This is a genomic window from uncultured Sphingomonas sp., from assembly GCF_964235535.1.
Taxonomy (GTDB): Bacteria; Pseudomonadota; Alphaproteobacteria; order Sphingomonadales; family Sphingomonadaceae; genus Sphingomonas.
Map to the genome: position 1 here is coordinate 172,897 of NZ_CAXSBH010000001.1, position 22,565 is coordinate 195,461.

A 22,565-nucleotide genomic window follows, 5' to 3' on the forward strand; every position below is an offset into this window, starting at 1 on the left:
CTTTTGAGGAGACGCCCTTACCGTTCTCATAACCCGGTCGTTTAGGCGAAGGTTACCTTCGTACGGCGACGGGTGGCGCGCAGCTGCGAACCGATCAGGCCGAAACCGAGGATCATCAGCGCCCAAGTCGCGGGCTCAGGCACGGCGGCCGCGAGCTCGTCGATCTCGAAAGCCACGAAGCCCTGCTGCATGCTACCGAATGCGGCGCGGGTGATCGACGACTGACCGCCCAGGTCGAAGCTGACCCGGCCGTTGACGTTCGAGTTGAACGGACCCACGCCGGACTGACCGATGATCTGGGTACCCGCAAAGGTCGACGACGTACCGTTCGCAAACGACAATGTCAGCGTATTGTACGAGTCGAGCGAACCGAAGATGAACGAAAGGAACTGAACGCCCGCCGACCCGAAATTCACGGTGAAGCTACCGTTCTGGATCGCCAGGTATTTGTCGCCACCGCCATCGGGATTGGTCGACTCGCCCGGCACGGTGCCCGAGAAGATCGGCACGTCGCCCGATACCGTCTGCGTGAAACCCGCATTGACGCTGGCAGCGTTCTGCTGAGAGCCGGGGTTATATTGGGTGTTGTTCATGCCGCCGCCCTCGAAATTCTCGAAAATCTGGGCGCTGGTGAAGTTCGGGATCGCGAACGAGTTGGGTGTGAAAATGATGGTCGGCGTCGGCGTTTGCGCGTTGGCGGCCGCAGGCGCCAACATGGCTAGGCCGGTCAGTAGATATTTCCGCATTTTCGTGTCCCTTTTGCATAAGGCGCCCATCGGGACGCGGTAATCATCGGTAGAAAACGTAACTGCCTACCGACGCTCTCGATCCCTTCGCTAACCGAACTTTAAGCCTTTTGTCCAGCTTTTCTTCGCAGATGCGGCATCGGATGTGCCGCTCCGGGACGAACAAGCGCAACAATCTAGGCGATGCGAGGACGGTCGACGACCTTACTCGAGGTCGGATCCATGGTTGGTCTCATCGATCGTCGATCAGGCTCACGCCCGTGGCCGATCAACTCGCCGGTTCCTTCATCATTCGATCCTATGGCCGTCGTCTCCGACGATCGGTGCGGGCGACTCGAACGCGTCCATGCTGTCGCCGTTCGATCGCGGGATTGAAGGAACGCCACTTCGATGATGACGCCCAAACACGACAACGCATTCGGCGCGTTGCGATTGTTGTTCGCTTCGCTGGTTATCGTCTCGCATGTTCCCGAGTTGCTGGACGGCAACCGCGACCGTGAACTCCTGACCGGCCTGACCGGCACCACATCGTTCGGCGAACTGGCCGTCGACGGGTTCTTCATCATCAGCGGCTATCTGATCACGGCGAGTTTCCTGAACAGCCGCTCCGCCCTGTCCTACCTGGGCAAGAGGTCGGCGCGCATCTATCCCGCTTTCATCGCGGCGTCGCTATTCTGCCTTCTGGTAGCGGCGCCGCTCGCGGGAGCCCGGCTCGAGCATGGTCTGGACAGGACGGTCGTGGCGGCCGTCATGCGCATGGCCGTGCTCGCCAGGCCGATGATCGCCGGGGCCTTTCCCGGTCAACATTACGGTGATTGGACCACGTCCCTGAACGGGGCGATGTGGACCATACAGTATGAGTTCGCCTGCTATCTGATTGTGATCGCGTTCGCTCGCTTGGGGCTGTTGCGGCGTCCGGCGCTTCTCCTGTCGTCGGCGATTCTGTGCCTCGCTGCATCGCGCGCAGTCCCCGCGGACTGGATGGGCCAGCTGTCGCGGCCCGCTCTGCTACCTGCCGCGCCGGCGGCCGGCATACGCCTGGTCGGCATGTTCCTGACGGGGGCTTCGTTCCACGTCCTTCGGCATCGCATCCCTTTCGGGCGCGCTCCGATGCTGCTCGCGGCGGTCGGACTGGCGGTCACGCTTCCGATCGCGCCGATCGCCGACATCGGGATCGCGGTCTGCGGCGGCTATCTCATGATCGCCGGCGCGCAGCTGGGCGGGTCGACCTGGCTGGCGCGAATCAACAACCGGAACGACATTTCCTACGGCGTCTATCTATATGCGTGGCCGGTCCAGCGCCTCTTCACCCATCTGTTCGCCGTGACCGACCCATTGTTACTGGGCCTCCTGACTTGGACGGCCGCCATCGCGCTCGGCTGGGCGAGTTGGCTCCTCGTCGAACGCCCGGTAATGCGGTTGATAAGGCGTCGCGCGCAGGAGAGCATAGCTCCTGAAATATCGGACTTGGTCCACATGTCCCCGTCCACTTGATCTTGAGACCTTCGACTTATGGCGACCGGTTACGTTTCGGGAACGACCGAAGCGCTCAAAAACGAGACAGTTTGCTTGTTCATCCCAAGCCGATCGGTGTCGAACGGGCTTGTCGGGTCGGGTGTAATATGGGATACACTTTGCTGCGTCGCAGAACGATCGCGTTTTGATCGCCTGTTGTAAAGGTGGGAGCGTGCGGGTGTTCAGGGAATTCGACTTGTCATCGGCGGAGGGTGGCCCGGGGTTGAGAGACCTCGGCTCGTTCGTCGGCACGACATCCGCGCCTGCAGGGCCGCCGCTTCTCGCAAGCACGGATTTCTCGGCGGAGCGGATTACCCGCGCCATCGACATCGTGATCGCGCTCGCCGCGCTGGCCTTTTTCGCCCCGCTCATGATCCTGGTCGCGTTGACCATCATCCTGTCGGGCGGACCGGTGCTCTATCGGCAGCGGCGGGTCGGACGCGGCGGGGCGTTGTTCACTTGCTTCAAGTTCCGGACCATGCACACCGATGCCGACGGCATCCTCGCCCGCGTGTTGGAGGACGATCCGGTTGCGCGTGCGGAGTGGGATCGGGACCGCAAACTGCGTAACGATCCGCGCATCATCAAGGTAGGATCGGTCCTGCGCAAGACGAGCCTGGACGAACTTCCTCAGATCCTCAACGTGCTGAACGGCTCGATGAGCATCGTCGGCCCGCGGCCGATCGTGCAGGCGGAATCCCACCGTTATGGCCGTTATCTGGCGACATATTGCCGGGTGCGCCCGGGAATTACCGGTCTGTGGCAGATCAGCGGTCGCAACGGTACGAGCTACCGCCGGCGGATCGCCTGCGATGTCACCTACGTCCGAAGCAAGTCGGCGATGGGCGACGTGCGGATCCTGTTCAAGACGATCCCCGCCGTGTGCCTCGCGCGCGGAGCCTACTGAGCGACGCGTTTGATCGTCGGGTCGTCCGCCCGGCTTCGTAATCGCGCGCTATTGCCTGTGGACGCCGTAGCGACGATCCAGGCGTTTCCAGCTTCAAGGCCGACGGCAGATAAACGTCCGGTGCGATATGCCCCGGTGTCCACGCCGATGCGGTTCGCGCCTAAATGCACTCCGCCTTCGCAGACCGTATGGCCATGCACGATCACCGCGCCGTGATCCGCGAGGCTCCCGGTGAACTCGTCGCCGATCCACAACCGGTCTTCATCGGTCTGCTCATCCAGCCCGACGCCCGGCCGTACGCCTGCATGCACGAAATAATGGTCGTCGGACCGCATGTGCGTCGGCAGCCCCGCGAGCCACGACCGGACCGGCTTGGGTATCGCCAAGCGCGCGGCGCGGAGCAGTCGAGGGCCGTCCTCCAAGTCAGGCGCTGCCGCGTCGACGCCGAAGCTGGCCAGCGTCGCCCTCCCGCCATGCGCGAGCCACAAATCGAGCGCGGCATGGTCGCCGTTCAGGGCGTCGCACATAGCCGCCTCGTGGTTACCCTTCAGGATGACGAAGTCCCGCTCCTCCCTGAGCCGCATGAATAAACGGATCAATGACGCCGAGTCGCAGCCGCGATCTATGAAATCGCCCAGGATGACGATGCGCGTCGGGCGGTGAGCGCGGCCCGCGACGTCGATCCGGATCAGCTTGGTCAGCTCGGCGAGCAGGTCCAGACGGCCGTGGATGTCGCCGATCGCATAGACGCGCGGGGCGACCCGGCTCCGAGAAAAGCCGCGCCGGAAACTAAGGATTCCCATCTGGCCGTCCCCTGCGCGCTCGGCGGTCCGGTACCGCGACCGCGACCGCGATCAGGCAAGTCGTACGATGGAATAGCCGAGCAGGCCGAGCAACCCCCACGATCCAAGGCCCAGATAGAAGATGGTCGCAAGCCGCGCCGGCCTGCTCAGCGGGATCGAGGCGGCCGGGCCCGCATCCATGTCTGCGGCCGTCACGCGCCGCAGCAACTCCTGATGCATGGGATGCGGGGGGTCGGCCATCGCCGCCACCTGGTCGCGGCGCGGGCTCGCGATGGTTTGGGGAACCTTCGTCTTGGGAACAGCCATCATCGAAGCCTCCGCTCGGTGGGGTTTGTGATGTGGCGCAAACCGTTACGAAGCTGTTGCGGCTCGAAGTTAACGCCTTGTCGGCCCGCACCGGTGGTCAGATCCCTCCAGGGTCCGATTGGAATGCCAGATAAAGCATCGCCATCAACCCCAGGCATACCAGGATCAAGATCGCCGCAACCGCGAAATAGGCAAGCGCCGGCCCGAGCGGGACATGACCGTTCCGCCGCCGTGGGGGAAGCGGCCTCCCCTCCCCGGCCGCCGCGACCGGCGCGGTGCCGCGCCGCCGCTCACCCAAAAGCACCCACCCGACGACTCGTCGCAGCATGAGCGCAAGCGCGAGCGCGAGGCTGCCGCCCACGGCGATGTTCAGGAACACGTTCTGCCGCACCGGCCCTTCTTCGATCAGCAGCTGCTGCAGCGGGAAGCTGAACAGGAAAACACCTGTCAGGTAAGGCTCCAGCCGCGGTGCGGCGAGCGCGCCCGGCAACCGTCGCATCGACAGGTACAGGGCGGCGTAGGCGATTGGTGGGGCACAGATGACGCGGAACCAAGCCGACGCCGCCCAGGACGCATTTCCGAAAAATGCCAGCGCGCCGACAACCGCGATCGCGCCGGCGGCCAGGCGACGATCGGACGGCACGCGCGCACGCACGCGAAATGCAGCAATGCCGATCAGCCCGCCCAACAGCGCGCTCAGGGCGTCGCCGCGCAGGAACTGGGCCGCCGGGCCGGATGAATCGCCCGACGATACTCCCGACATTTCGAGGGTGACGGCGGCAAGCCCGACGACGGCGGCGAGTGCGATAGGAGCATGCTTGGTGATCCGACGATCCGGACCGACGCAGGCCGCGACCAGCAATACCAAACCGATCGGCGCAACCCAGACGTTGCGATTGACTATCCCCGAAAGATTGTTGAATTCGAACACGCCGGGCAGCGTAAACCGCGGCCACGCCACCAGATTGAGCAGGTATGCGTAGGTCTGCGGATCGGAAAAATAGCTCCGCATCCCCAAATTCGTGACCAGCGGCCCGATCGCGAAAGCGGCGAGCAGGACGGCGGCGGCGTGAACGGGAGCGGTCCTGCGCAGCCGATCGGTCGCGAATGCGCGCCACCCGGCAACGGCGTGGCCCTGCGCGAGGGCGAAACCGAGCGAGGCGGCGAGCGTGCCGATGCAGACCGGGTAAGCCGCCCACACGAGGCGCGTGTTCAGCAGCGATGAACTGTCGGAGACCTCGATGCCCTGTAATGCGACGATAACGGCGACGAGCAGGACATGTATCGGCGCCCGCCCGGGCACCTCCCCACTGCGACGACCCAGCGACCCAGCCAACGACTGCACTTCACGCCTCCATGACCCACGGCGCGCGCCGGAACGATCCGTACGTGCGGGGATCCTCAACCCACCTGCCGCCGCATGAACGGCCGAGTTCGCCGGAGCGAGCATTTTTTAAGGGCGCGTTGAACCATTTCGAGTTAAAGGCATCGGGGTCGGTGATGGAAAAGTCCGCCCGGTGCCGCCCGAACGCGTATGGGGACGACGACTTGAACACAGTGCCTCTCGGACCGCTTGTGCCGGATGATCACGATACTCCGCCGGAGCCGAACGAGGCGGGCGTCGGCGCGAGCTCGCTCCTGCCCGATCCCAAAACGCTGCTGATCATCTTCTGGCGGCGGATATGGATTTTCCTGGGAGTGTTCGCGGTTGTCCTTGGTGCCGCGGTGGCGTACGCCAGCCTCGCGCCCAAGCAGTACAGCTCGGTCGCTACCGTGCTCGTCGAGCCGCGCCGCGGCGATCCCGTGCAGCAGAACGGCGCGGCCACCGCCGACCAAGCGCCCTCGTCCGACTTCATCGACACGCAGATCCTCGTGATCGACTCGCCGCAGCTGTCGGCCAGGGTCGTCCGCGCGCTGGACCTGCTGGACGATCCGACGTTCGGCGGCGGTCCGGTCGCCGATGACGGGCGCGAGCCGACCCCCGCGCAGGAGCGAGCGCGGCTGTCGACGGCCGCGCAGCGGCTACGATCGGTCGTCAACATCCGGCGCGCGGGCCAGACCGCGCTGATCGAGGTGTCGGCGAGCACGTTGTCGCCCGTCCAGTCGGCACGCATCGCCAACCAATACATCGTCCAATACCTCGCCAGCATCAACGAGGCCCGCGAACTGAGCGCCACGCAGCTGAACGGTCAGATCGACAGCCGCCTGAACCAACTGCGCGGCGAGGCGGAACAGGCCGATCGGGCGCTGCAAAATTACAAGATCGCCAACGGGCTGATGAGCTCGGAAGGCGCGACCATGGCCGAGCAGGAGAACTCCACGCTCAACCAGCAGGTCCAGGCGGCGCGCGCGCAGCTCGCCGAGCGTCAGGGCCGGCTCGGCGCGGCGCGCCAGCAGCTCCGCTCGGGCGGCGGCGGCAGCGACGTGACCTCGACGCTCAGCTCGGGCACCGTCGGCTCGCTACGCTCGCAGGAAGCGGACAGCAGCCGCAACCTCGCCCAGCTTCGTGCCCGCTACGGTTCTCGCCACCCGTCGGTGGCGCAGGAAGAGGAACGACTGAAGGATGTACAGCGCCAGATCCAGGCCGAGACCAACCGCATCCTGACGAGCCTGGAGGGCGAGGTCCGCGTCGCAGCGTCCGGCCTTGCCTCGCTCGAGGGCGGTCAGGCGCAGGCCCGCTCCAGACTCGCCGCCAATGCATCGTCGCAGGTCGGCTATCTCGAGCTGGACCGCAAGGCGCAGGCCGCGCGCACCATCTACGAGGCGTTCCTGAACAAGTCGCGCGGGACCGCGGCGCGCGACGGCCTCGAACAGCCGATCGCGTCCATGTCGTCCCCGGCGGTCCCGGCGACGCAGCCCTCGTCGCCCAACGTTCCGCTGATCTACGTCATCGGACTTCTGGCTGGACTGGTCGCCAGCATCTCCGCGGTCGCGCTGGCCGAGTTCCTGGATGGTGGCATCAAGACCAAGGCGGATGTGGAACGCCGGCTCGGGGCGCGTTATCTGGGTTCCGTGCCCGAGATCGGATCGACGCTGGGCACGCTGCGCAGCACGGAGACGCCGGAGGAGTACATCATCTCCCATCCGCTCTCCACCTTCGCGGAGGCGCTGCGCAACCTCAGGGCGTCGGTGACGCTGCGCGGCCGCCGCCAGCCGCGCGTGCTCGCCATCACGTCGGCGCTGCCGCGCGAGGGCAAGACCACCACCGCGCTGTGCCTGGCGCGGACACTCGCCATGTCGGGCGCAACCACCGTGCTCGTCGATTGCGACGTTCGGCGCCATTCGGCGAGCGACGCGCTGCTGAACGGTCGGCCCGGCCGCCTGTTCGAGGTACTGGCGGGCGATCTCCCGGTCGAGGACGGCCTTCTCCGAGATCCCGATACCGATCTGATGGTTCTGGGCACCGACCGCGCGCCCGACGACGGGCGCGACCTGCTCACGCCTAGGATGGTAGGCGCGCTGCTGGCGACGCTCAAGGACAGGTTCGAGTATGTCGTGATCGATACCGCGCCGATCCTGGGCATCGCCGACGCCCGCTCGGTCGCGAGCCTGGCGGACGCGGTGATCCTACTCGCGCGGTGGCGTAGCACATCGTTGCGCGCGGTCGACACCGCGCTAGACCTGCTGATCGGCGTGCGCGCCAAGGTATTCGGCGTGGCGCTGACTCAGGTCGACATCCGCAAGTTCGGCAGCACCGGGCAGGAGGACGTCTATGGCTATCATAAGAAGTTCAAAGGGTACTACGTCAACTAACGGCGGAGCCGGCCGGCGCGTGGTCGGCTGGTCGTTGCTGCTGAGCGGCGTCGCGGCGGGGTCGGTCCTGCTCAACGGGTCGACCGGTGCCTTGCCGGTGCCGCAGGCGAAAGCGCCGACTCCGACGCCGTCGTTCGCGATGCCGCAGGAGCATGGATCGTTCTTCGATCCGCTCGACCGGATCGACGCCGCGCGGTGGACCGTGTCGGATGACTGGACGAACGGCGACCACCAAGGGTGCACCTGGTCGCGCGACAACGTGTCGGTGAGCAAGGGCGTGCTGCAGATTCGGCTGGGCCGCGCGGCCGACCGGCTGCGCCCGTACCGCTGCGGCGAGATCAAGTCGACGGTCCCGTTCGGATACGGCACCTACGAGGTGCGGATGCGGACCGCCGCCGGGTCCGGCCTGAACTCGAACATGTTCACCTATTCGGGTAAGCCGTTGACCCCGGTCCATGACGAGATCGATTTCGAGTTCCTGGGCAAGAGCAGCGGCACCGTTCAGCTCAACTTTTTCGCCAGCGGCAAGGGCGATCACGGCACGCTGCCCGAGCTCGGCTTCGACACCGCCGCCGGGTTCAACGACTACGCGTTCAACTGGACGCCCGGCCGGATCCGTTGGTACGTCAACGGCAAGCTGGTGCGCGACGCGAGCGGCACCGACCTGCCCAAGGTGCCCGGAAACCTGATCCTGTCGCTGTGGAACGGCACCAAGAACATCGAGGATTGGTTGGGGCCGTTCGACGCGGCGCGGACGCCCGTCGCGGCGGAGTTCGACTGGATCGCCTATACCAAGACCGGCGAGCGGTGCCGCTTTCCCCAATCGGTGACCTGCAAGCTTCCCTGACGGCGGGACGCGGTCGCCCCGAATCGGAACCAGAGCCGCACCGGACGGTTGAGCCGTCCGAGTGTCCCCGGTCGGTACGGCGTTCCCGCTTGCGCAACCCGACCGGCGGGCCGAAACGCCCCCAGCCGGGATGGTCGCGATCAGCGTGACCGTTCGACCGGCCCGACCGTCCGGGTTTCGCCGTCGACGGTTCGCCTTTCAGGGCGTTGGGCAGGGGCACCGTGAAGCGAGGCCGATGATGACAGCGACGACCTACCCCAGGAACGATCTTCGATCGTCGCTTCGTCGGTCGCGCGACCGCGCGGAGGCGTGGGCGGCCCATGCCATGCAAGCCTTGCGCGGTCCGGCGGCCCGTCCCGCGCTGGTGGCGGCGGCGCTGCTGGTGGTCGCGCTATTCGCGGCGGTGGTGTTCTGGGCGGCAGCAAGCATCGGCGACGGACAGGACGAACGTCGTGCGAAGACCGAGTCGGTGCCGTCGCGACTCGCTCCCCCACCCGTCGAGGAGCAGCGGCTGTTGGAGGTGCCGCCGGAAGCGGCGCGCGTGCTCAACGCCGAACGGCCGATCGTCGCCGGGCCGCTGCCGGCGGCGGCTCCCTTTCTGGCCGCGGTCGCGCCAGCGTCGCGCGAGCGCGCGGTCGACTGCTTGGCCGCGGCGAGCTGGTACGAGATCGGCGACGACGCGGTCGGGCAACGCGCGGTCATGCAGGTGATCCTCAACCGCGCACGGCACCCGGCCTTTCCCCGGACGGTATGCGCTGTCGTGTTCCAGGGGTCGGAGCGGACCACCGGGTGCCAGTTCACCTTCACTTGCGACGGATCGCTGCTGCGCCGTCGTCCGTCCGCCGCGGCCTGGATGCGGGCGCAGGCGTTGGCGCACGTCGCGCTGAACGGCGCGGTCGACAAGAGCGTCGGTTTCGCCACGCACTACCATGCCGACTACGTCGTCCCGTATTGGGCGAGCTCGCAGGATAAGATCGCGCAGATCGGCCCGCACATTTTCTATCGCTGGCGCGGCTATTGGGGCACGAGGGCGGCGTTCGGCCGACCGGCGAACGGCGAGGAGCCCCGGGAGGCCGGGCTCGCCGTCTTGTCTCCGGTCCATCTGGAGGAAGGCGCGACGCCGCCGGCCGACGGTTTCACCTTGTCGCTCCCGACCATGACGGAGGCGGGGGCGGCGACCGCTCCCCTGCCCGCGCCGATGGCGATCGAGGGTGTCCGCGAAAAGTCGCTGCGCGGCGCGTTGGTCCGCGGGGCGGAAGCGGACGCGAACCAGTATTTCCTCCAGCTCGACCCCGACGTCTTCCCCGGCAACTACGCGACCGCCGCGGTGGCGTTGTGCAAGGGCAAGCCGACCTGCGAGGTGCTCGGCTGGGGCGACCCGTCGGGCATGGGCCGGTCGCTGCCGCTGAGCCGGGAGCAGCGTCAGGCGCTCAGCTTCCACTTCACGCGCCGCGGCGAGGGCAACGACAGGGCGCTGTGGAACTGCCGGCAGTTCCCGCGATCGAACAAGACGCAGTGCCTGACTGACGGCGCGGCCCAGATGGCCGCGTCCTGATCAGTAGAGCCAGGTGCTCCATTTGGCGACCGGGGCCCAACCCGCGCCCGATTCGCTGAAAGCATAGGTGGAGCCGCGATGGCCCGCAGTCACGGTCACGAACGCCGCGCCGCGGAACACCACCGGCTTGGAGAAAGTGTAGACGGGTCCGCATTTCGAATCGAAGCGGTTGAGCGGCCACCAGCGCACGGTGGCGCGCGGCGCGGCCGGGTTGGACCGAAAGCTGGTGCTGCCGTGGGGCGTCATCAGCGCGCCGTCGGCGGCCAGGCTGTTGAGCTGCACCTGCCGCGTCACCGGCAGTCGGTCGCGGGGCTGGCTACGCTCGGGCAGCACGACACGTTCGCCGCGCAGCTCGACGTCCACGAGCTGTCTGGCCCCGAGCGACGGCCCGAACTCGAGCGGACGCGGCGGAAACCAGCCGAGCGGCCGTTTGGCGGGATCGGGGGCGGGCAGCATGGTGCGGAAGATGCCGAGCGGCTCGCCGTAGGTCTTGGCATCGACGCAGATCCGCCGACCGTCGGAGGTGAGCAGCGCAAGCAGCGAATCGTTGATTCGTTGGACATCGTCGCGCGGCCCCGGCGCGACGCTACAGCTGGCCAGGCCCGTGGCGCACAATGTCAGGGTGACGCCCGTACGGGCCCAAGAACCGGCTTTTCGTCGACCAACATGCATATTCCCCGCGGTGGTAAGCGGGCGCGCTCAATAAGCAAGCATGTCGAATGCCACGTAGGATATCTTCGCATGTCGATCATCCGCGTCCCGGTGCAGGACCGGATGTTCCCTTTGTGCGTTCAACCGTTCATAACAGCGTGATAGGGGTATGCGTATGACCGAAACAGCAGGCTTATACGGCCAGAATCACCGACGCCAGAAATGGCTGGTCGGCAGCATCTCCGGACTCGCGCTGGTGCTCGCGATCCTGCCTCGTCAGGAACGGTCGTTGTTCATCACCGACGGCCCGACGCTCGGGGCGTTCGGCGCGGCGTTCCCGCCGATCACCCTCGCCCGGATCCTGAATCCTATCTATGACGGTTTAGGGGCAGGCGGGCCGAATGACTTCGCGCCGCTCAGGGCGTTCCTCGCGCGGGTGCCGGGCGGCCCCGGCGCTCCTGCGATCTTCGGTGCGCCCGGCCCGCTGGGTGCGGGAGGAGGCCCCGGCGCTCCGGCGTTCGCGCCGGACGCGGCGGCGCCGTTCGCGGCGCCCGGACCGGTCGGTGGCGCGCCCGGCGGCGCAGGGCCCGGCGGTGGCGCGGGGCCCGGCGGCGACGGCTCGGGCCCCGCATCCTTCCCCTTCCCCGGCGCGGGATTCGGAGGCTCGGGATCCAGCCCCGCCGTCGTGATAGCGCCCGTCGCGCCGGTCACGCCGGGAACGGAGCTTCCGATATTGCCGGGCACGGGAGCGCCTGTTCCTCCCGTGACGGGAGGCCCCAACCCTCCGGGTCCGGGAACGCCCGGACCCGACACGCCCGGCCCCGATACGCCGACGCCGCCGATCGCGCCGGCGGTGCCCGAACCCGCGACCTGGGCGACCATGATCGCAGGCTTCATGATCGTCGGCGGGATGCTCCGTCGTCGTCGCCGCTATTCCAGCTCGAGCCGGGTCTTGCGGAACGTTACCGAACCGAGCTGAGACAGCGCGCTCTGGCCGAGCAACGATGTTTCGAGATGCCGGTCGACGATCGCGGCGTCGACGCCTTGCATCGTTTGCCCCGCCAGCACGACCCGCTCGATCCGTGCGCGCCGCATGGAGGAGACGCCCCCGGCCGTGTCCACCGCGACGCTGCCGGCCGCCAGGACGCCGGCCCGCGCCGCGTCGCGCGCGCTGAGGACGACGACGCTGGCGCCGGTGTCGACCACGAACTGAATGGACGCGTCGTTCACGCGCACCGTGATGTAGAACAGCCCGTCGTCCGCCTGCTCGACGATGGTCGGACCGGCCGCGACCGTTCCTGTCGTCGGGGCGGCGCGGGCGACCTCCACCGCTTCGATCGGCGCCGCTTCCATCGAGGCCGCTTCCATCGAGGCCGCTTCGACCGGCGTGCTGCCTACCGACCGCGGTATGGCCATGCTCGGCACCAGCGCGGTCGCGAGCAGCATCATATGGAGGGGGCTGGTCATGCACCCTCATGTTCTCCGTCCGTCTAAGCCCGCGTGAAGGCGTTAGCTTAATCGCGTCGAAAGCAAGCCTCAGACCGGCCGGGCGGACGGCTCGACCGCCGGTTCGGGTTCGAGCTCGGCCTTGGGCTCGCGTTCGCCGAATCGCCCGATTCGGCGACGCTGCAGCAGCGCGAATAGCAGGGCCAGCACCGCGCCGACCGCGAATTGCGCAAGCGCGGTCCGGTACGGCCACCGCATCGCCGCCGGCTCGGCGAACAGCACGTAATGCGGCTCGTCCAGCCGGTAGCCGGCATAGCGGAACAGCCGCACGATCTCCCCCGGCAGTCCATTGCGCTTCAGCACGCCCTTGACAGAGCGGACGCCCCGGCGCGTCCGCTCGTCGGCCGGCGGAAGCTGGACGAAGAAGCGCAGATCGCCGGGCTCGTTCCCCACGCCGATCACCGGCGTGAAGCGGAAGGAACGCCGGGCGACCAGCAGGTCCTCGTCGAAGCCGGCGGTACGTTCGTAGATGATGTCGCCCGACAGGATCGCGGGTCCGTCATGCGGCTGGGCCACGAGCGGCCTGGACAGGTCGATCCGCTGCAGCTCGCCCGATTCGCGTGGTAGGAACAGCAGCAGGAGAGCGACGAGCAGCATCGCCCCGCCCAGGCCCGCCGCGACGCCGAACAGCGCCTTGAGAAATGCGGTGGCCGACCGCATCAGCGCACTTTCGGGGCGCTCCTCCCGCCTCGGCTTGCGGGGCCGGAGGAACAACAGATAGCCCGGCAGCCCCAGAAGGAATACGAGCACGACGTAGTTGAAGGTCGGGTAGTGACGCCCGAACGCATTGAACTGCCACTCGCCGACCAGCGACATGAAGCCACGGTACGTCGCCGCCTGCCACAGCAGGAACAGCGACACGAGCGCCAGCCACAACGAGAAGCCCAGGGTGCGCCCGACCGCGCGCCGACCGCGGCTGCGTCCTGTCCGACGCCTGCGGCGCATGCGATCCACCTTAACCGTCCCACCCTCAACCGACATCGCCGACGCCCGCCCCCCTGCTCCGGGTGTGCGCCCCGATCGCGCTTGGTGAATGGCACATTCCCGCCGCTCGTTCCAAGCCTTTGATCCGCCATCCCGATCAGGCACGGGCGGCGGCGCGCGGGGATGTTCGACAATTCGTCGTGCGGTGCTAGTGGCGGGCCGATCATCTGCCAACATCGTCCTTGGGGGGAAAATCCAATGTCAGCAACGCGCCTGCGCCGACCGTCCACGCGACCGGCTCGACGAGTCCTCGCCGTTTCCACCGCCCTTTTCGCGCTGGCGTCGATGACGGCGTGCGACAAGAAGCCGGGCGGGCAGGTCATCGCGGTCGTCAATTCGGAAGAGATCACGCAGCAGGAGCTGCGCGCCGAGGCGGAGGCCGCGGGCGTACCGGCGGGCCAGGACGTCCAGACCTTCGCGCCGCTGATCCTCAACCGGGTGATCGAGCGCAACCTGCTGGCGGACTCCGCGCGCGATCAGGGGCTGGATCGCGGGCCGGAATATGTCGGCCGGCGACGCCAGCTCGAACAGTCGCTGCTCGCCACGCTGGCGCTGCGCAAGCTGGCGACCGCGTCCGGTGCCCCGACGCCCGCCGAAGTGCGGGCGTTCATCCAGGCCAATCCGGCCGTGTTCGCGCGCCGCGAGCGACTGGCGCTCGACCAGCTGCGCTTTCCGACACCGAGCGACCCGACCCAGGTCAAGGCGCTGACGGCGCTGGGATCGCTCGACGCGATCGAGGCGAAGCTGCGCACGGACAAGACGCCGGCCGCGCGCGGCCGATCGTCGCTCGACACCGGCACCGTCGAGTCGATGGTGGCGCGCCAGATCGCCGCGCTGCCGAACGGGCAGATCTTCGACCTGTCCGCCAACGGTGGGACTTTCATCAGTGCGATCACCGCGCGCACCCCCGCCGCCGTACCCAGCGCCGGCTGGACGCAGCAGGCGACCGGAATGCTGCGGCGCGAGCGCACGCAGAAGACGATGGTCGATGCGATGGCCAAGCTGCGCGCCGACGCCAAGATCGAATACGACCCGGCCTTCAAGCCGAAAGCCGCGCGCTAGATACCGGGCCCGCTCAGAAGCGCCGTTCGCCGATCCGGATCGTATCGCCCGCGCGGATCACGACGGGGGTCGCGTCGCGCAGGTCGAACAGCCGCTCCTGCGTTTCGTTGGCGCGCTTCAGGAACACGCGGCGGGTGTTGGCGCGGTAGGTGTAGCCGCCCGCCGACGCCACCGCCTGCTGCAGCGTGAGCCCGGTCGATACGGGGTACTCGCCCGGCCGCGACACCTCGCCCAGGATGTAGAAGGGGCGGAACGAGACCACCTGGATGCTGACGCGCGGGTTGTTGATGTACCCGTCGGCCAGCGCGGCGGCGAGCGCGGTCTGCAGCTGCTCGACGGTGCGCTTGGTCGCGGGGAGGTTGCCGACCAGCGGGAATGTGAGGTTGCCGCCGCTGGTGATGACGTACTCGCCGGTCAGCGTCTCCTCGCCGAAGACGATCACGCGGATCCGGTCGCCCGACGACAGGGTGTATTCGTCGTCGGGGTTGGGCGCGACCGCGACGGGCGTGCCGATCGGGGCCGACACGCCGCAGGCGGCGACCGCGAGCACGGGCGACAGGGCGAGCGCCGCGACGGCGTGGGCGCAGGGTCCGGACTTCACACGCAACATGGATGCTCCTGAAACTTAACGCTCCGTCCTTATCGGCCGCTCGCTGCGGCGGCAAGAACGCGGGGACGTGCGGCTTCGGCCGGGACCGATCATCCGGCGTTCGGCAGCGGAGCCGGTGACGCCTCCCGCCGACTGGGCGGCTAAGATCGTCCTCTGGCTGTAGTCGACCCGGGCTATTAGGGATGTCATATGACTATTGAGACCGCAGTCGTGACGAAGCGCTATTTGTATGTATTGAACGGCTATGTCGGCCAAGACCTTGGGGCTGCACCGGGCGAGCCGACGTTCGAGTATCAGCGATTCGTGCAGGTCAACGGTGCCGATGTCGTCAGCCTGTCGACGTTGGGGCCTGATGATAAGGGTGCTAAGCCCAACCGCAAGTGGGCGCTGCTGGCCCACCGTTTCAAGCTGGCGATGCTGGTGGCGCGTCGAGCGGATCGCTATGATGCGATCATCGCGTCGGGTGAGGACATTGGAATTCTCGTTGCGCTGGCGTTGCGCGTGAGGCGGCGGCGGACGCCGCTCGTCATGGTGACGCACGGGCCGCAGTTCGGCTCGGCCAAGTTCCGGCTGGTCCTGGCGGCGGTGAAGTCGATGCCGAACGTGATCTTTGCTTGTTTGTCACGCTCGCTCGCGGACCGGCTCGCCTTGCATCACGGGATCGATCCTCGTCGTTGCCTAGCGACCGGTTACGGGATCGATACCGAATATTTCCGAACCGATCCCGCACCGACCGAGGCGATGGTGGCCAGCGCCGGCGCGTCCAACCGCGATTACGATACGCTGGTCCTTGCCGTCGCCGGTACGGGCATCGACACGCGGATCGCTTCCCATAGCACCTGGGTCGGCGCGGCAAATGCGATGCGGGTGGTCAAACCCGATCATGTTGAGTTCCGATCCTATGGTAACTACGCGAATCTACGCGAATCTACGCGATCTCTACCGGCGCGCGCGCGTCGTGGTCGTACCGACGCACGACGTACCTTTCGCAGCTGGATTCGCGGTGATCGCGGAGGCGATGGCGACGGGCACGCCGGTCATCGCGTCGGAGGGGCGCGTACTGTCCGATTTTGTAATCCCGGGCGAAACGGGGCTGCTCGTGCCGCCAGGCGATGTGAATGCGTTGCGGACAGCGGTCGTATCACTCATCACCGACCCCGACCGCGCCGCCAGGATGGGCGCTGCTGCCGCCACACTGATGCGCGAGCGACACTCGCTCGACGGCTATGTCGGACGGTTGCAAGCGGCGGCCGACTTGCCCTCCCAGCTATGCGGTCACGTCGGTGAAGGACCGAAACGATGAGGATGACGCTCTGCATTGCCGAGAATCGGAAAGATTGTGAGCCCGGTCTCCGCCTGCTGCTGGCCAGCTTGGCGCATCACTGGCCCGATCAGTCGATGCATGTATTTTATCCAGATCCAGACGGCGCATTTTTAGAATGGGTCGCCAACTACCCACTGGTCGAGCTAAACGCCTTGCCGATCGACGGAGACTGGGACGGTTACAATATAAAACCGACGCTGTTGGCGGCGTTGATTGATCAAGGCTACGACGCGGTCACCTGGATCGACGCGGACATCAGCTTCGCTCGATCGCCGGAGCCGCGACTGATGCGCACGACATTGGCCGAGGTTATAATATGCGAGGAAGCCATGATTGATACCCATGGCAGCTTCGGCGAAACTCGGACCAAGCAGTGGGGCCTGGATGTTGGAAGATCCTTGCCCTTTGCATTCAATAGCTGCGTGCTGGGTGTCACAAGAGAACACCGCGAACTCTTGTCCGCGTGGCAGGCTTTGCTGCGGTCGAGCGAATACCGCGCGGCCCAACGGCTCGACTTTTCCGCCCGTCCCATTCACCTGATGGGTGATCAGGAGGTCTTGACCGCTCTACTTGCAAGTATGCGCTTCGCTGGCATACCAATCCGCGTTCTGCGGCGTGGACGCGACGTGATCCAGTATCTTGGGACAGTGGGCTATACTATGCGCGAGCGGGCGCTGCACCTAGTCGGAGGGCTTCCACCGATCATCCATTCTCAAGGATACAAGCCTTGGTGGCCGTCCACCGAGCCCAAGACACACTACGACAGGATACTGAATCTTTATAAAATGCTTACGCCTTATCGCCTGATTGCGCGACAGTACCAAGACGATCTGGTCGAGACTCAATGGCTGAAGCCGCCGACGTTGCTGTCACGCCTCATTTATCTGGGTGCATTCGGGCGTCCGACGTTGATCGGACTTCCTATCGCCGCGGCGGTCGATGTCGTGCGATTCGTAAGGAGAGCGAATCGACACCGAGACGCGCCGCCGGACCGCTTCAACCATACTAATGCATCGTGAAGTTCGCCACGATAATTGTAGATTCGCTTGCCGGTGCTGGTACAGACGGCGATTGAAAAGGACAGGATCGCTTGTGAATCGCCAGGCCTTCGTCGCGACTCCGCGGTCTTACTCGCCCGCACCCCGCGTAGCTGCTCACCAGGTCCGGCGGACGCTGTTCCGGCCGACGCCTGAAATGCTCGCGGGCCTGGCGCTGCTGTCGCTGGCGGTGGCGGCGGTGATCGGCTTCTTCGGAGTGCTGCTGTTCTTCGCCAGCGCCGCCTTGGTGATCGGCATACAGCCCCTGACCGGTGCCGGCCAGATCGGGCGCTTGTCCCCGCTCCTGCTCCTGCCGCTGCTGGCGATCGTCTCCACTCTTTGGTCCGACGCGCCTGGCCGTTCGATGCGGGTGGGGCTTGAGCTGTTTCTGACATTCGTGGCCGCGATCCTCATCTGTTGCAATCTGCGGCTGGAGCGGATGATCCTGCTCCTGTTTCTGGCGCTCGTGGTCATGGGCCTGCTGACGATCCCCTACATCCCATTCAGTCTGGCGTCGGGAACACCGCTGGTGGCGGCCATGGGCAGCAAGAATCAGGTTGGAACTCTCGGCTATCTGATCAGCGCCCTGTCGCTGGCGCTGATCTGCGACCGCGCGCAGCCGGGACCGGCCCGGCTCGCCGCGATCGCCGCCGCGCCGTTCGGGCTGCTGCTCGCGTGGCTGGCGCAATCGGGCGGCACCACCTCGTCGATCGCGCTCACGCTGATCGTATTCCCGCCGTTGGCGCTTCTCGTGGTCGTAAGGCCGACGCTTCGGTTGGCCCTGACTATGCTGACCTTGTGCGTGCTGGTAGCGGCCTATTTCTTCCTCGACGATATCGAGACCGCTATCACGGAATTCCGGCAGAACGTCCTGAAGAAGGACGCGACGCTTACGGGGCGCACCTATCTGTGGGAGGTCGCGGATCGTTTGTCCGCCGCCCGGCCGGGTCTCGGCTATGGTTACGGCGCGTTCTGGCGGCAGGGCAACATCGACGCCGAGGGACTGTGGCGTTGGGGCGGGATCGCCAGTCGGAGCGGGTTCAACTTCCACAACGCGTTCATCGGGATGCGCGTCGATCTGGGGCTGGTGGGCATGGGGCTGCTGATCCTGAACTGCGTCGTGATCCTGGGGGCGGCGCTGATCCGTCAGATCGCCCGGCCCAGCGTGGCGCTGGCGTGTCTGGTCGGCATGACGACCGTCAACTATTTCCGCAGCCTGGTGGAGGAGGGATTGGTGGCCCCGTTTTCGCTGATCACGCTGATCTGGCTGGCCACGGGCATCTATGCCTTTTCCCGCCCCGCGCCGACCGGATCCGGCGCCGGCGATGCCGGTGCTCGCCTCGCGGCCGGCGGCGCGCGCGGGACTCCCCGGCGCGGCGTGGATTGAGCCCTGTTCAAATCACGCGGCCGCCGGTATGCCGCGATCAAACGGGTTGGGGGCGGATAATTGAGGATCGCGGCGCTTTTCTGCATTGGCGTATCGGTCGCCGCCCTTCTATATTCCGGTCCGAGCGCCGCGCAGGCGCTGATCCAGGGCCAGGGAGTCGCTGATCGCGCCCGGCCCGATTATGATCAGCGCGGCGCGCGGTTCGGGTCCTACGTCCTGTTCCCGTCGGTGACGCTGACCGCCGAGGCGACCAACAACTACCTGGCCAGCAATACCAACCGCCGCAGCGACGCGTATCTGGTCATCGCGCCCGAGCTGTTCGTTCGCGGCGATTTCGCGCGCACCCGGGTCGAGGGACGCGCGTTCGCCACTCAGGCGCTACATGCCAACCTGCCCGGCGAGAATGTCGGGCAGTATGGGGCGTCGGCGTCGGGTGCTTTTGAACCGAACCGCGACTGGCAGCTGCGCACCGACGTGTCTGCGGCGCATTACGTGGAAAGCCGGTCGAGTCTGGGAGCGTTCCAGGACGCGCGCGAGCCCGTATCGTATGACGTGCTTCATGCCGGGGTCGGGGTAACGCGGCGGTTCGTCGATCTTTCCGTCTCGGCGAACGCGGCGCTGGACGACCGCAACTTCGGCGACGCCAGCCTGCGCGACCGCACGCCCATCGACCAGGATTTCCGGGACGTGCGCCTCACCACGCTGGGCGGCACCGTCCAGTATGATCTGCGTAACGGCATCGCCCTCATCGCCAATGCCCAGTATGACAGCGAGGATTATAACGACCAGACAGCTGCGCCGGGCCTGATCGCACCGGGCGTGATCGACCCCGGCCTCAACCGCGACTCGAGCGGCTTCAACATCCTGGGCGGCGTTTCGCTCGAATTGACCAGCCTCGTCTTCGGCACGGTCCAGGTCGGCTATCTCAAGCGGAGCTACGACGATCCGCAATTCCGCGACTTCAGCGGGCTGTCCTACAACGCCGACCTGCTGTGGAACGTCACGCCGCTGACCTCCGCGCGGTTCCGCGCCAGCCGCTCGGTGCAGGGCACCAGCTCGCCCTTCATCGCCGGCAACACGCGCAGCGACTTTCGCGCCACCGTCGACCACGAGCTCTATCGCTACGTGATCCTGACGGGCGATGTCGGCTATGGGCGCTTCCGCCCCAACGGCGTCGGGATCGGCGGCGACGAATATTATGCGGGCGCGCGCGCGCGCTATCTGATCGACCGCCGCTATTCGGTGAGCGGGGGCGTGCGCTATTCCGGGCGATCCTCCGACAGCCCATTCCTGCGCTATAACGCCGCCTATGCCGACGTGTCGCTGCGGATCGCATTCTAGGCGTTCGCCGTCCGCGCGGGCCGGAGGTCGAATTCTCGCTCCATGATAAGATTTTGCTACCATCGTATGAATTACTCGCGCATGATCGGCGACGTATCGAGCAACGCTGCGTTCAGACGGCGGGAGAGGTTGCGATGACGGTTGATGATCTGGAACGGATCGGCGGCGTGAGCCCCGAATGTTGGATGAACGCGGTCGCCGCGAGCTTGGCTTTATGGCTGACGATCGGTCTGGTGACGGGTCTTTTGTAACTTCTCGACGTTATGAGCCGCTGATGGAGGTCGCGTGTTGAGTTTTTGCACCATCGGATTGCATCGGTTCGTTCGACGCCGCGCGAGCGCGCGGCCGACCACGATCGTGTCGCGATGCGCGCGGTGCGGACTAGCTCGCGTCAGACACACCGCGGCGCGTCCCGACCCCGGCCTCGGCAAGCCCACCGCCAACTCCGCGCCCGGCGTGAGACAGGAGATGTTGCGGTAGATCGGCCGCTTCCCCTTCCACCTTGAAAAACAGCTTCCGAGCCGTCGAATGAGCGTCTGCTTATCGGAATACGTCGCCCACGCCTTTCACCGGGCTCGATCCGACCTCGGATCGGTCGTCGTGCTACCGATCGAGGGCGATCGCGTCCGGCAGCGCCGTTGGGCGTCATCAAGCCGCCATCACGCGGATGGAACGCCGGTACAGCTCGGCGATTTCGGCATAGAAAGCCGGGTCGCCGTGGACCAGCCCATCACGCATCCGCGCCCGCAGCGCGGGCGTGAATGCGCCGCCATAATGGTCGAACAGCGACAGGAACGCCACGCCCTCGTCGACCGCCAGCGCGGCCGCAGTGTCGCGGTACGCCGCCGCATTCACCGCGAACTGCTCACCCGCCGGATGCGGAAAGACGAGCAGAACATCGCCAGATAGCTTCGCCGTCGCCACGGCCCTGCGCAGGTTCGCGCGGTAGGTCGCGGGCGGGAGCGCGGCGCCGATGTCGTTCAGACCCAGATTGACGATCGTCAGATCGGGCGCGTCGTACCCGAGCGCCTGGTTGTTGTACCAGCCTGCGCCGTCGTTCCCGGTGCTCGCCTGATCGCCCGAGCTCGCGCCGCTCGATGCGTGGTTCAGCAGGTCGATCGCCGCCGCCGTCCCGTCATAGGCGGTGACCGAGCGCACCACGCCGCCGCCCGCCTCGGTCAGCCGCAGCGTGTGTGTCCCCGCGTCGGCCGCCCTGGCCACGATGCGGTGAAATCCCCCGGCCCCCGTCGCGGTCGCGACTCCGCCGGCGACGTTCACTCCCGCGCTCGCGGTCAGCGACGCGGGCGCGGCCCCGTCGATGGCGATCCGGTAAGCGGCGGGCACTGCATAGACGACGATCTCGAACGTATCGACGGCGGTATCGGGCGTGAAGTCGAACGCACTGTTCCGGCCGAGCAGATAATTTCCGCCTGCGAATGCCTGACCGCCGTCGATCGTCCACGGGTCGGGCGAGCCCAGCGTCACGCGCCGGTCGTAATCGGGCAGGGAGACGTATCCGGCGCAGCCGTTGTCGCCGACGACCGAGCCGTCGAGCGTCGGATAGCCGTCGGTCGTGAGCAGCGCGGCCAGGACCGCGCTTGTGCGGGCGGGCCGCGCATCCGCAAGATGGACGGGGCTGTCCGCCCGGCCGCCGCCCGCGCCCGCCGTCGTACTGTCGCCCTTGAACACGATGCGCCCGCGCCCGGCCCCGCTGCGAACACGCGCCAGCATCGCCCGGAGCACCGGATTTTCAGATCCGTTCGCCGCGAAGCCGAAAGGCGGCGTAGGCGAGATCGTCGCCACCGCGCCGAGCAGGCCACGGCGACGGCCAAGCCCCGCCCCCAGCCCAAGTCCGAGCCGCCCCATCAGACGAGCCCCACGATGTCGGACGCCGTGGTGCCGCCCGCGCGCACGAACCGTGCGCGGACGTCGAGGACCTGCCCGCTCGCCACGTTGCGAAACACCACGTCGGCCGCCGCGTCGACGCCGCGCAGGGTCACGTGGCCGCCGGTCCCGACATACAGCGCCTTCGGAATGGTCGGCAGTTCGTCCGCGTCGTTCGAGTTTACCGCGAATGGCGCGCGCGCCGAGGCGCTCAGGCCGTCGGCATGGGTGCGGAAGGGATCGTCGCTCATGGAAATGTCCTTTCATCGGTGTCGTTCACGGGACGTCGCCGCGCCCGCCCACGGCCGCGACTCGTCCTGGAGTTCGTGATATGTTCTCCCCGATCC

General features: G+C 66.8%; 21 protein-coding genes and 1 pseudogene. 12 read left to right on the forward strand and 10 right to left on the reverse strand.

Going from position 1 to position 22,565, the window contains the following annotated elements; genetic code table 11:
• Positions 1 to 41: 41 nt before the first annotated feature.
• Positions 42 to 746: a PEPxxWA-CTERM sorting domain-containing protein gene (locus ACFE7F_RS00895; protein WP_375401948.1), complete on the reverse strand. Its 705-nt coding sequence runs from the start codon at positions 744 to 746 to the stop codon at positions 42 to 44.
• A gap of 390 nt (positions 747 to 1,136) precedes the next feature.
• On the opposite strand from ACFE7F_RS00895, the gene ACFE7F_RS00900 reads away from it, so the two are divergent.
• Both ACFE7F_RS00900 and ACFE7F_RS00905 read left to right on the forward strand, forming a co-directional pair.
• The gene (locus ACFE7F_RS00900; RefSeq protein WP_375401949.1) at positions 1,137 to 2,240 is read left to right on the forward strand and encodes an acyltransferase family protein; all 1,104 of its coding nucleotides are present in this window, start codon (positions 1,137 to 1,139) and stop codon (positions 2,238 to 2,240) included.
• Between the two features lie 244 nt (positions 2,241 to 2,484).
• On the forward strand, positions 2,485 to 3,168 hold the full coding sequence (locus ACFE7F_RS00905) for a sugar transferase (RefSeq protein WP_375401950.1): 684 nt from the start codon (positions 2,485 to 2,487) through the stop codon (positions 3,166 to 3,168).
• Here the strand turns inward: ACFE7F_RS00905 and ACFE7F_RS00910 are convergent.
• The 3 genes from ACFE7F_RS00910 to ACFE7F_RS00920 all read right to left on the reverse strand — a co-directional run bounded on the left by ACFE7F_RS00910 (position 3,162) and on the right by ACFE7F_RS00920 (position 5,622).
• Positions 3,162 to 3,971 (reverse strand): metallophosphoesterase, encoded by an 810-nt coding sequence (locus ACFE7F_RS00910; RefSeq protein ID WP_375401951.1) that lies wholly within the window; start codon positions 3,969 to 3,971, stop codon positions 3,162 to 3,164. The genes ACFE7F_RS00905 and ACFE7F_RS00910 overlap by 7 nt on opposite strands.
• 51 nt (positions 3,972 to 4,022) lie before the next feature.
• Positions 4,023 to 4,280 (reverse strand): hypothetical protein, encoded by a 258-nt coding sequence (locus tag ACFE7F_RS00915; protein WP_375401952.1) that lies wholly within the window; start codon positions 4,278 to 4,280, stop codon positions 4,023 to 4,025.
• Between the two features lie 94 nt (positions 4,281 to 4,374).
• Positions 4,375 to 5,622 carry a hypothetical protein gene (locus ACFE7F_RS00920; protein WP_375401953.1) on the reverse strand — a complete coding sequence of 416 codons (1,248 nt, stop codon included), beginning with the start codon at positions 5,620 to 5,622 and terminating at the stop codon, positions 4,375 to 4,377.
• Positions 5,623 to 5,834: 212 nt separating this feature from the next.
• On the opposite strand from ACFE7F_RS00920, the gene ACFE7F_RS00925 reads away from it, so the two are divergent.
• The 3 genes from ACFE7F_RS00925 (at position 5,835) to ACFE7F_RS00935 (ending at position 10,432) form a co-directional block, all read left to right on the forward strand.
• Entirely contained in the window at positions 5,835 to 8,030 is a 2,196-nt protein-coding gene (locus ACFE7F_RS00925; protein ID WP_375402026.1) for a GumC family protein, read from the forward strand.
• On the forward strand, positions 7,990 to 8,877 hold the full coding sequence (locus ACFE7F_RS00930) for a family 16 glycosylhydrolase (protein ID WP_375401954.1): 888 nt from the start codon (positions 7,990 to 7,992) through the stop codon (positions 8,875 to 8,877). The genes ACFE7F_RS00925 and ACFE7F_RS00930 overlap by 41 nt, the downstream gene beginning before the upstream one ends.
• Positions 8,878 to 9,115: 238 nt before the next feature.
• On the forward strand, positions 9,116 to 10,432 hold the full coding sequence (locus ACFE7F_RS00935; RefSeq protein ID WP_375401955.1) for a cell wall hydrolase: 1,317 nt from the start codon (positions 9,116 to 9,118) through the stop codon (positions 10,430 to 10,432).
• Here the strand turns inward: ACFE7F_RS00935 and ACFE7F_RS00940 are convergent, their stop codons facing one another.
• Positions 10,433 to 11,047, reverse strand: a complete 615-nt coding sequence (locus ACFE7F_RS00940; RefSeq protein WP_375401956.1) for a hypothetical protein — start codon at positions 11,045 to 11,047, stop codon at positions 10,433 to 10,435. It lies immediately after the preceding gene.
• A gap of 211 nt (positions 11,048 to 11,258) precedes the next feature.
• On the opposite strand from ACFE7F_RS00940, the gene ACFE7F_RS00945 reads away from it, so the two are divergent.
• Positions 11,259 to 12,062, forward strand: a complete 804-nt coding sequence (locus ACFE7F_RS00945) for a PEPxxWA-CTERM sorting domain-containing protein (protein WP_375401957.1) — start codon at positions 11,259 to 11,261, stop codon at positions 12,060 to 12,062.
• Here the strand turns inward: ACFE7F_RS00945 and ACFE7F_RS00950 are convergent.
• Positions 12,014 to 12,529: a TIGR02281 family clan AA aspartic protease gene (locus ACFE7F_RS00950; RefSeq protein ID WP_375401958.1), complete on the reverse strand. Its 516-nt coding sequence runs from the start codon at positions 12,527 to 12,529 to the stop codon at positions 12,014 to 12,016. The genes ACFE7F_RS00945 and ACFE7F_RS00950 overlap by 49 nt on opposite strands.
• Positions 12,530 to 12,619: 90 nt before the next feature.
• Complete coding sequence (locus ACFE7F_RS00955) at positions 12,620 to 13,534, reverse strand: hypothetical protein (protein ID WP_375401959.1); 915 nt, start codon at positions 13,532 to 13,534, stop codon at positions 12,620 to 12,622.
• Positions 13,535 to 13,858: 324 nt separating this feature from the next.
• Between ACFE7F_RS00955 and ACFE7F_RS00960 the strand changes: the two genes are divergently transcribed.
• Positions 13,859 to 14,635 (forward strand): peptidyl-prolyl cis-trans isomerase, encoded by a 777-nt coding sequence (locus ACFE7F_RS00960; protein WP_375401960.1) that lies wholly within the window; start codon positions 13,859 to 13,861, stop codon positions 14,633 to 14,635.
• 13 nt (positions 14,636 to 14,648) lie between these two features.
• Here the strand turns inward: ACFE7F_RS00960 and ACFE7F_RS00965 are convergent, their stop codons facing one another.
• Positions 14,649 to 15,236 (reverse strand): polysaccharide biosynthesis/export family protein, encoded by a 588-nt coding sequence (locus tag ACFE7F_RS00965; protein WP_375402027.1) that lies wholly within the window; start codon positions 15,234 to 15,236, stop codon positions 14,649 to 14,651.
• Positions 15,237 to 15,434: 198 nt separating this feature from the next.
• Between ACFE7F_RS00965 and ACFE7F_RS00970 the strand changes: the two are divergent.
• The 5 genes and pseudogenes from ACFE7F_RS00970 to ACFE7F_RS00990 all read left to right on the forward strand — a co-directional run.
• Positions 15,435 to 15,941 (forward strand): annotated as a pseudogene (locus ACFE7F_RS00970) (glycosyltransferase); the annotation flags it as partial.
• A gap of 205 nt (positions 15,942 to 16,146) precedes the next feature.
• Positions 16,147 to 16,548 carry a glycosyltransferase gene (locus ACFE7F_RS00975; RefSeq protein ID WP_375402028.1) on the forward strand — a complete coding sequence of 134 codons (402 nt, stop codon included), beginning with the start codon at positions 16,147 to 16,149 and terminating at the stop codon, positions 16,546 to 16,548.
• Positions 16,545 to 17,588 (forward strand): hypothetical protein, encoded by a 1,044-nt coding sequence (locus ACFE7F_RS00980; protein ID WP_375401961.1) that lies wholly within the window; start codon positions 16,545 to 16,547, stop codon positions 17,586 to 17,588. The genes ACFE7F_RS00975 and ACFE7F_RS00980 overlap by 4 nt, the downstream gene beginning before the upstream one ends.
• A gap of 73 nt (positions 17,589 to 17,661) precedes the next feature.
• Positions 17,662 to 18,993: an O-antigen ligase family protein gene (locus tag ACFE7F_RS00985; protein ID WP_375401962.1), complete on the forward strand. Its 1,332-nt coding sequence runs from the start codon at positions 17,662 to 17,664 to the stop codon at positions 18,991 to 18,993.
• Between the two features lie 60 nt (positions 18,994 to 19,053).
• Positions 19,054 to 20,334: an outer membrane beta-barrel protein gene (locus tag ACFE7F_RS00990; RefSeq protein WP_375401963.1), complete on the forward strand. Its 1,281-nt coding sequence runs from the start codon at positions 19,054 to 19,056 to the stop codon at positions 20,332 to 20,334.
• A 648-nt stretch (positions 20,335 to 20,982) separates the two neighbouring features.
• Here ACFE7F_RS00990 and ACFE7F_RS00995 read toward each other — a convergent pair.
• Together ACFE7F_RS00995 and ACFE7F_RS01000 are read right to left on the reverse strand one after the other, a co-directional pair.
• Positions 20,983 to 22,200, reverse strand: a complete 1,218-nt coding sequence (locus ACFE7F_RS00995; RefSeq protein ID WP_375401964.1) for an SGNH/GDSL hydrolase family protein — start codon at positions 22,198 to 22,200, stop codon at positions 20,983 to 20,985.
• A complete protein-coding gene (locus tag ACFE7F_RS01000; RefSeq protein WP_375401965.1) occupies positions 22,200 to 22,469 on the reverse strand; it encodes a hypothetical protein in 270 nt (89 codons plus the stop codon). The genes ACFE7F_RS00995 and ACFE7F_RS01000 overlap by 1 nt, the downstream gene beginning before the upstream one ends.
• Positions 22,470 to 22,565: the final 96 nt, after the last annotated feature.

Bases quoted from the DNA above. Each gene is read 5' to 3' on its own strand.
- ACFE7F_RS00955 (WP_375401959.1), bottom strand. From the start codon at position 13,534: ATGCGCCGCAGGCGTCGGACAGGACGCAGCCGCGGTCGGCGCGCGGTC.
- ACFE7F_RS00995 (WP_375401964.1), bottom strand. From the start codon at position 22,200: ATGGGGCGGCTCGGACTTGGGCTGGGGGCGGGGCTTGGCCGTCGCCGT.
- ACFE7F_RS00900 (WP_375401949.1), top strand. From the start codon at position 1,137: ATGATGACGCCCAAACACGACAACGCATTCGGCGCGTTGCGATTGTTG.
- ACFE7F_RS00930 (WP_375401954.1), top strand. From the start codon at position 7,990: ATGGCTATCATAAGAAGTTCAAAGGGTACTACGTCAACTAACGGCGGA.
- ACFE7F_RS00960 (WP_375401960.1), top strand. From the start codon at position 13,859: ATGACGGCGTGCGACAAGAAGCCGGGCGGGCAGGTCATCGCGGTCGTC.
- ACFE7F_RS01000 (WP_375401965.1), bottom strand. From the start codon at position 22,469: ATGAGCGACGATCCCTTCCGCACCCATGCCGACGGCCTGAGCGCCTCG.
- ACFE7F_RS00950 (WP_375401958.1), bottom strand. From the start codon at position 12,529: ATGCTGCTCGCGACCGCGCTGGTGCCGAGCATGGCCATACCGCGGTCG.
- ACFE7F_RS00945 (WP_375401957.1), top strand. From the start codon at position 11,259: ATGACCGAAACAGCAGGCTTATACGGCCAGAATCACCGACGCCAGAAA.
- ACFE7F_RS00895 (WP_375401948.1), bottom strand. From the start codon at position 746: ATGCGGAAATATCTACTGACCGGCCTAGCCATGTTGGCGCCTGCGGCC.
- ACFE7F_RS00975 (WP_375402028.1), top strand. From the start codon at position 16,147: ATGGTAACTACGCGAATCTACGCGAATCTACGCGATCTCTACCGGCGC.
- ACFE7F_RS00915 (WP_375401952.1), bottom strand. From the start codon at position 4,280: ATGATGGCTGTTCCCAAGACGAAGGTTCCCCAAACCATCGCGAGCCCG.
- ACFE7F_RS00910 (WP_375401951.1), bottom strand. From the start codon at position 3,971: ATGGGAATCCTTAGTTTCCGGCGCGGCTTTTCTCGGAGCCGGGTCGCC.
- ACFE7F_RS00935 (WP_375401955.1), top strand. From the start codon at position 9,116: ATGACAGCGACGACCTACCCCAGGAACGATCTTCGATCGTCGCTTCGT.
- ACFE7F_RS00980 (WP_375401961.1), top strand. From the start codon at position 16,545: ATGAGGATGACGCTCTGCATTGCCGAGAATCGGAAAGATTGTGAGCCC.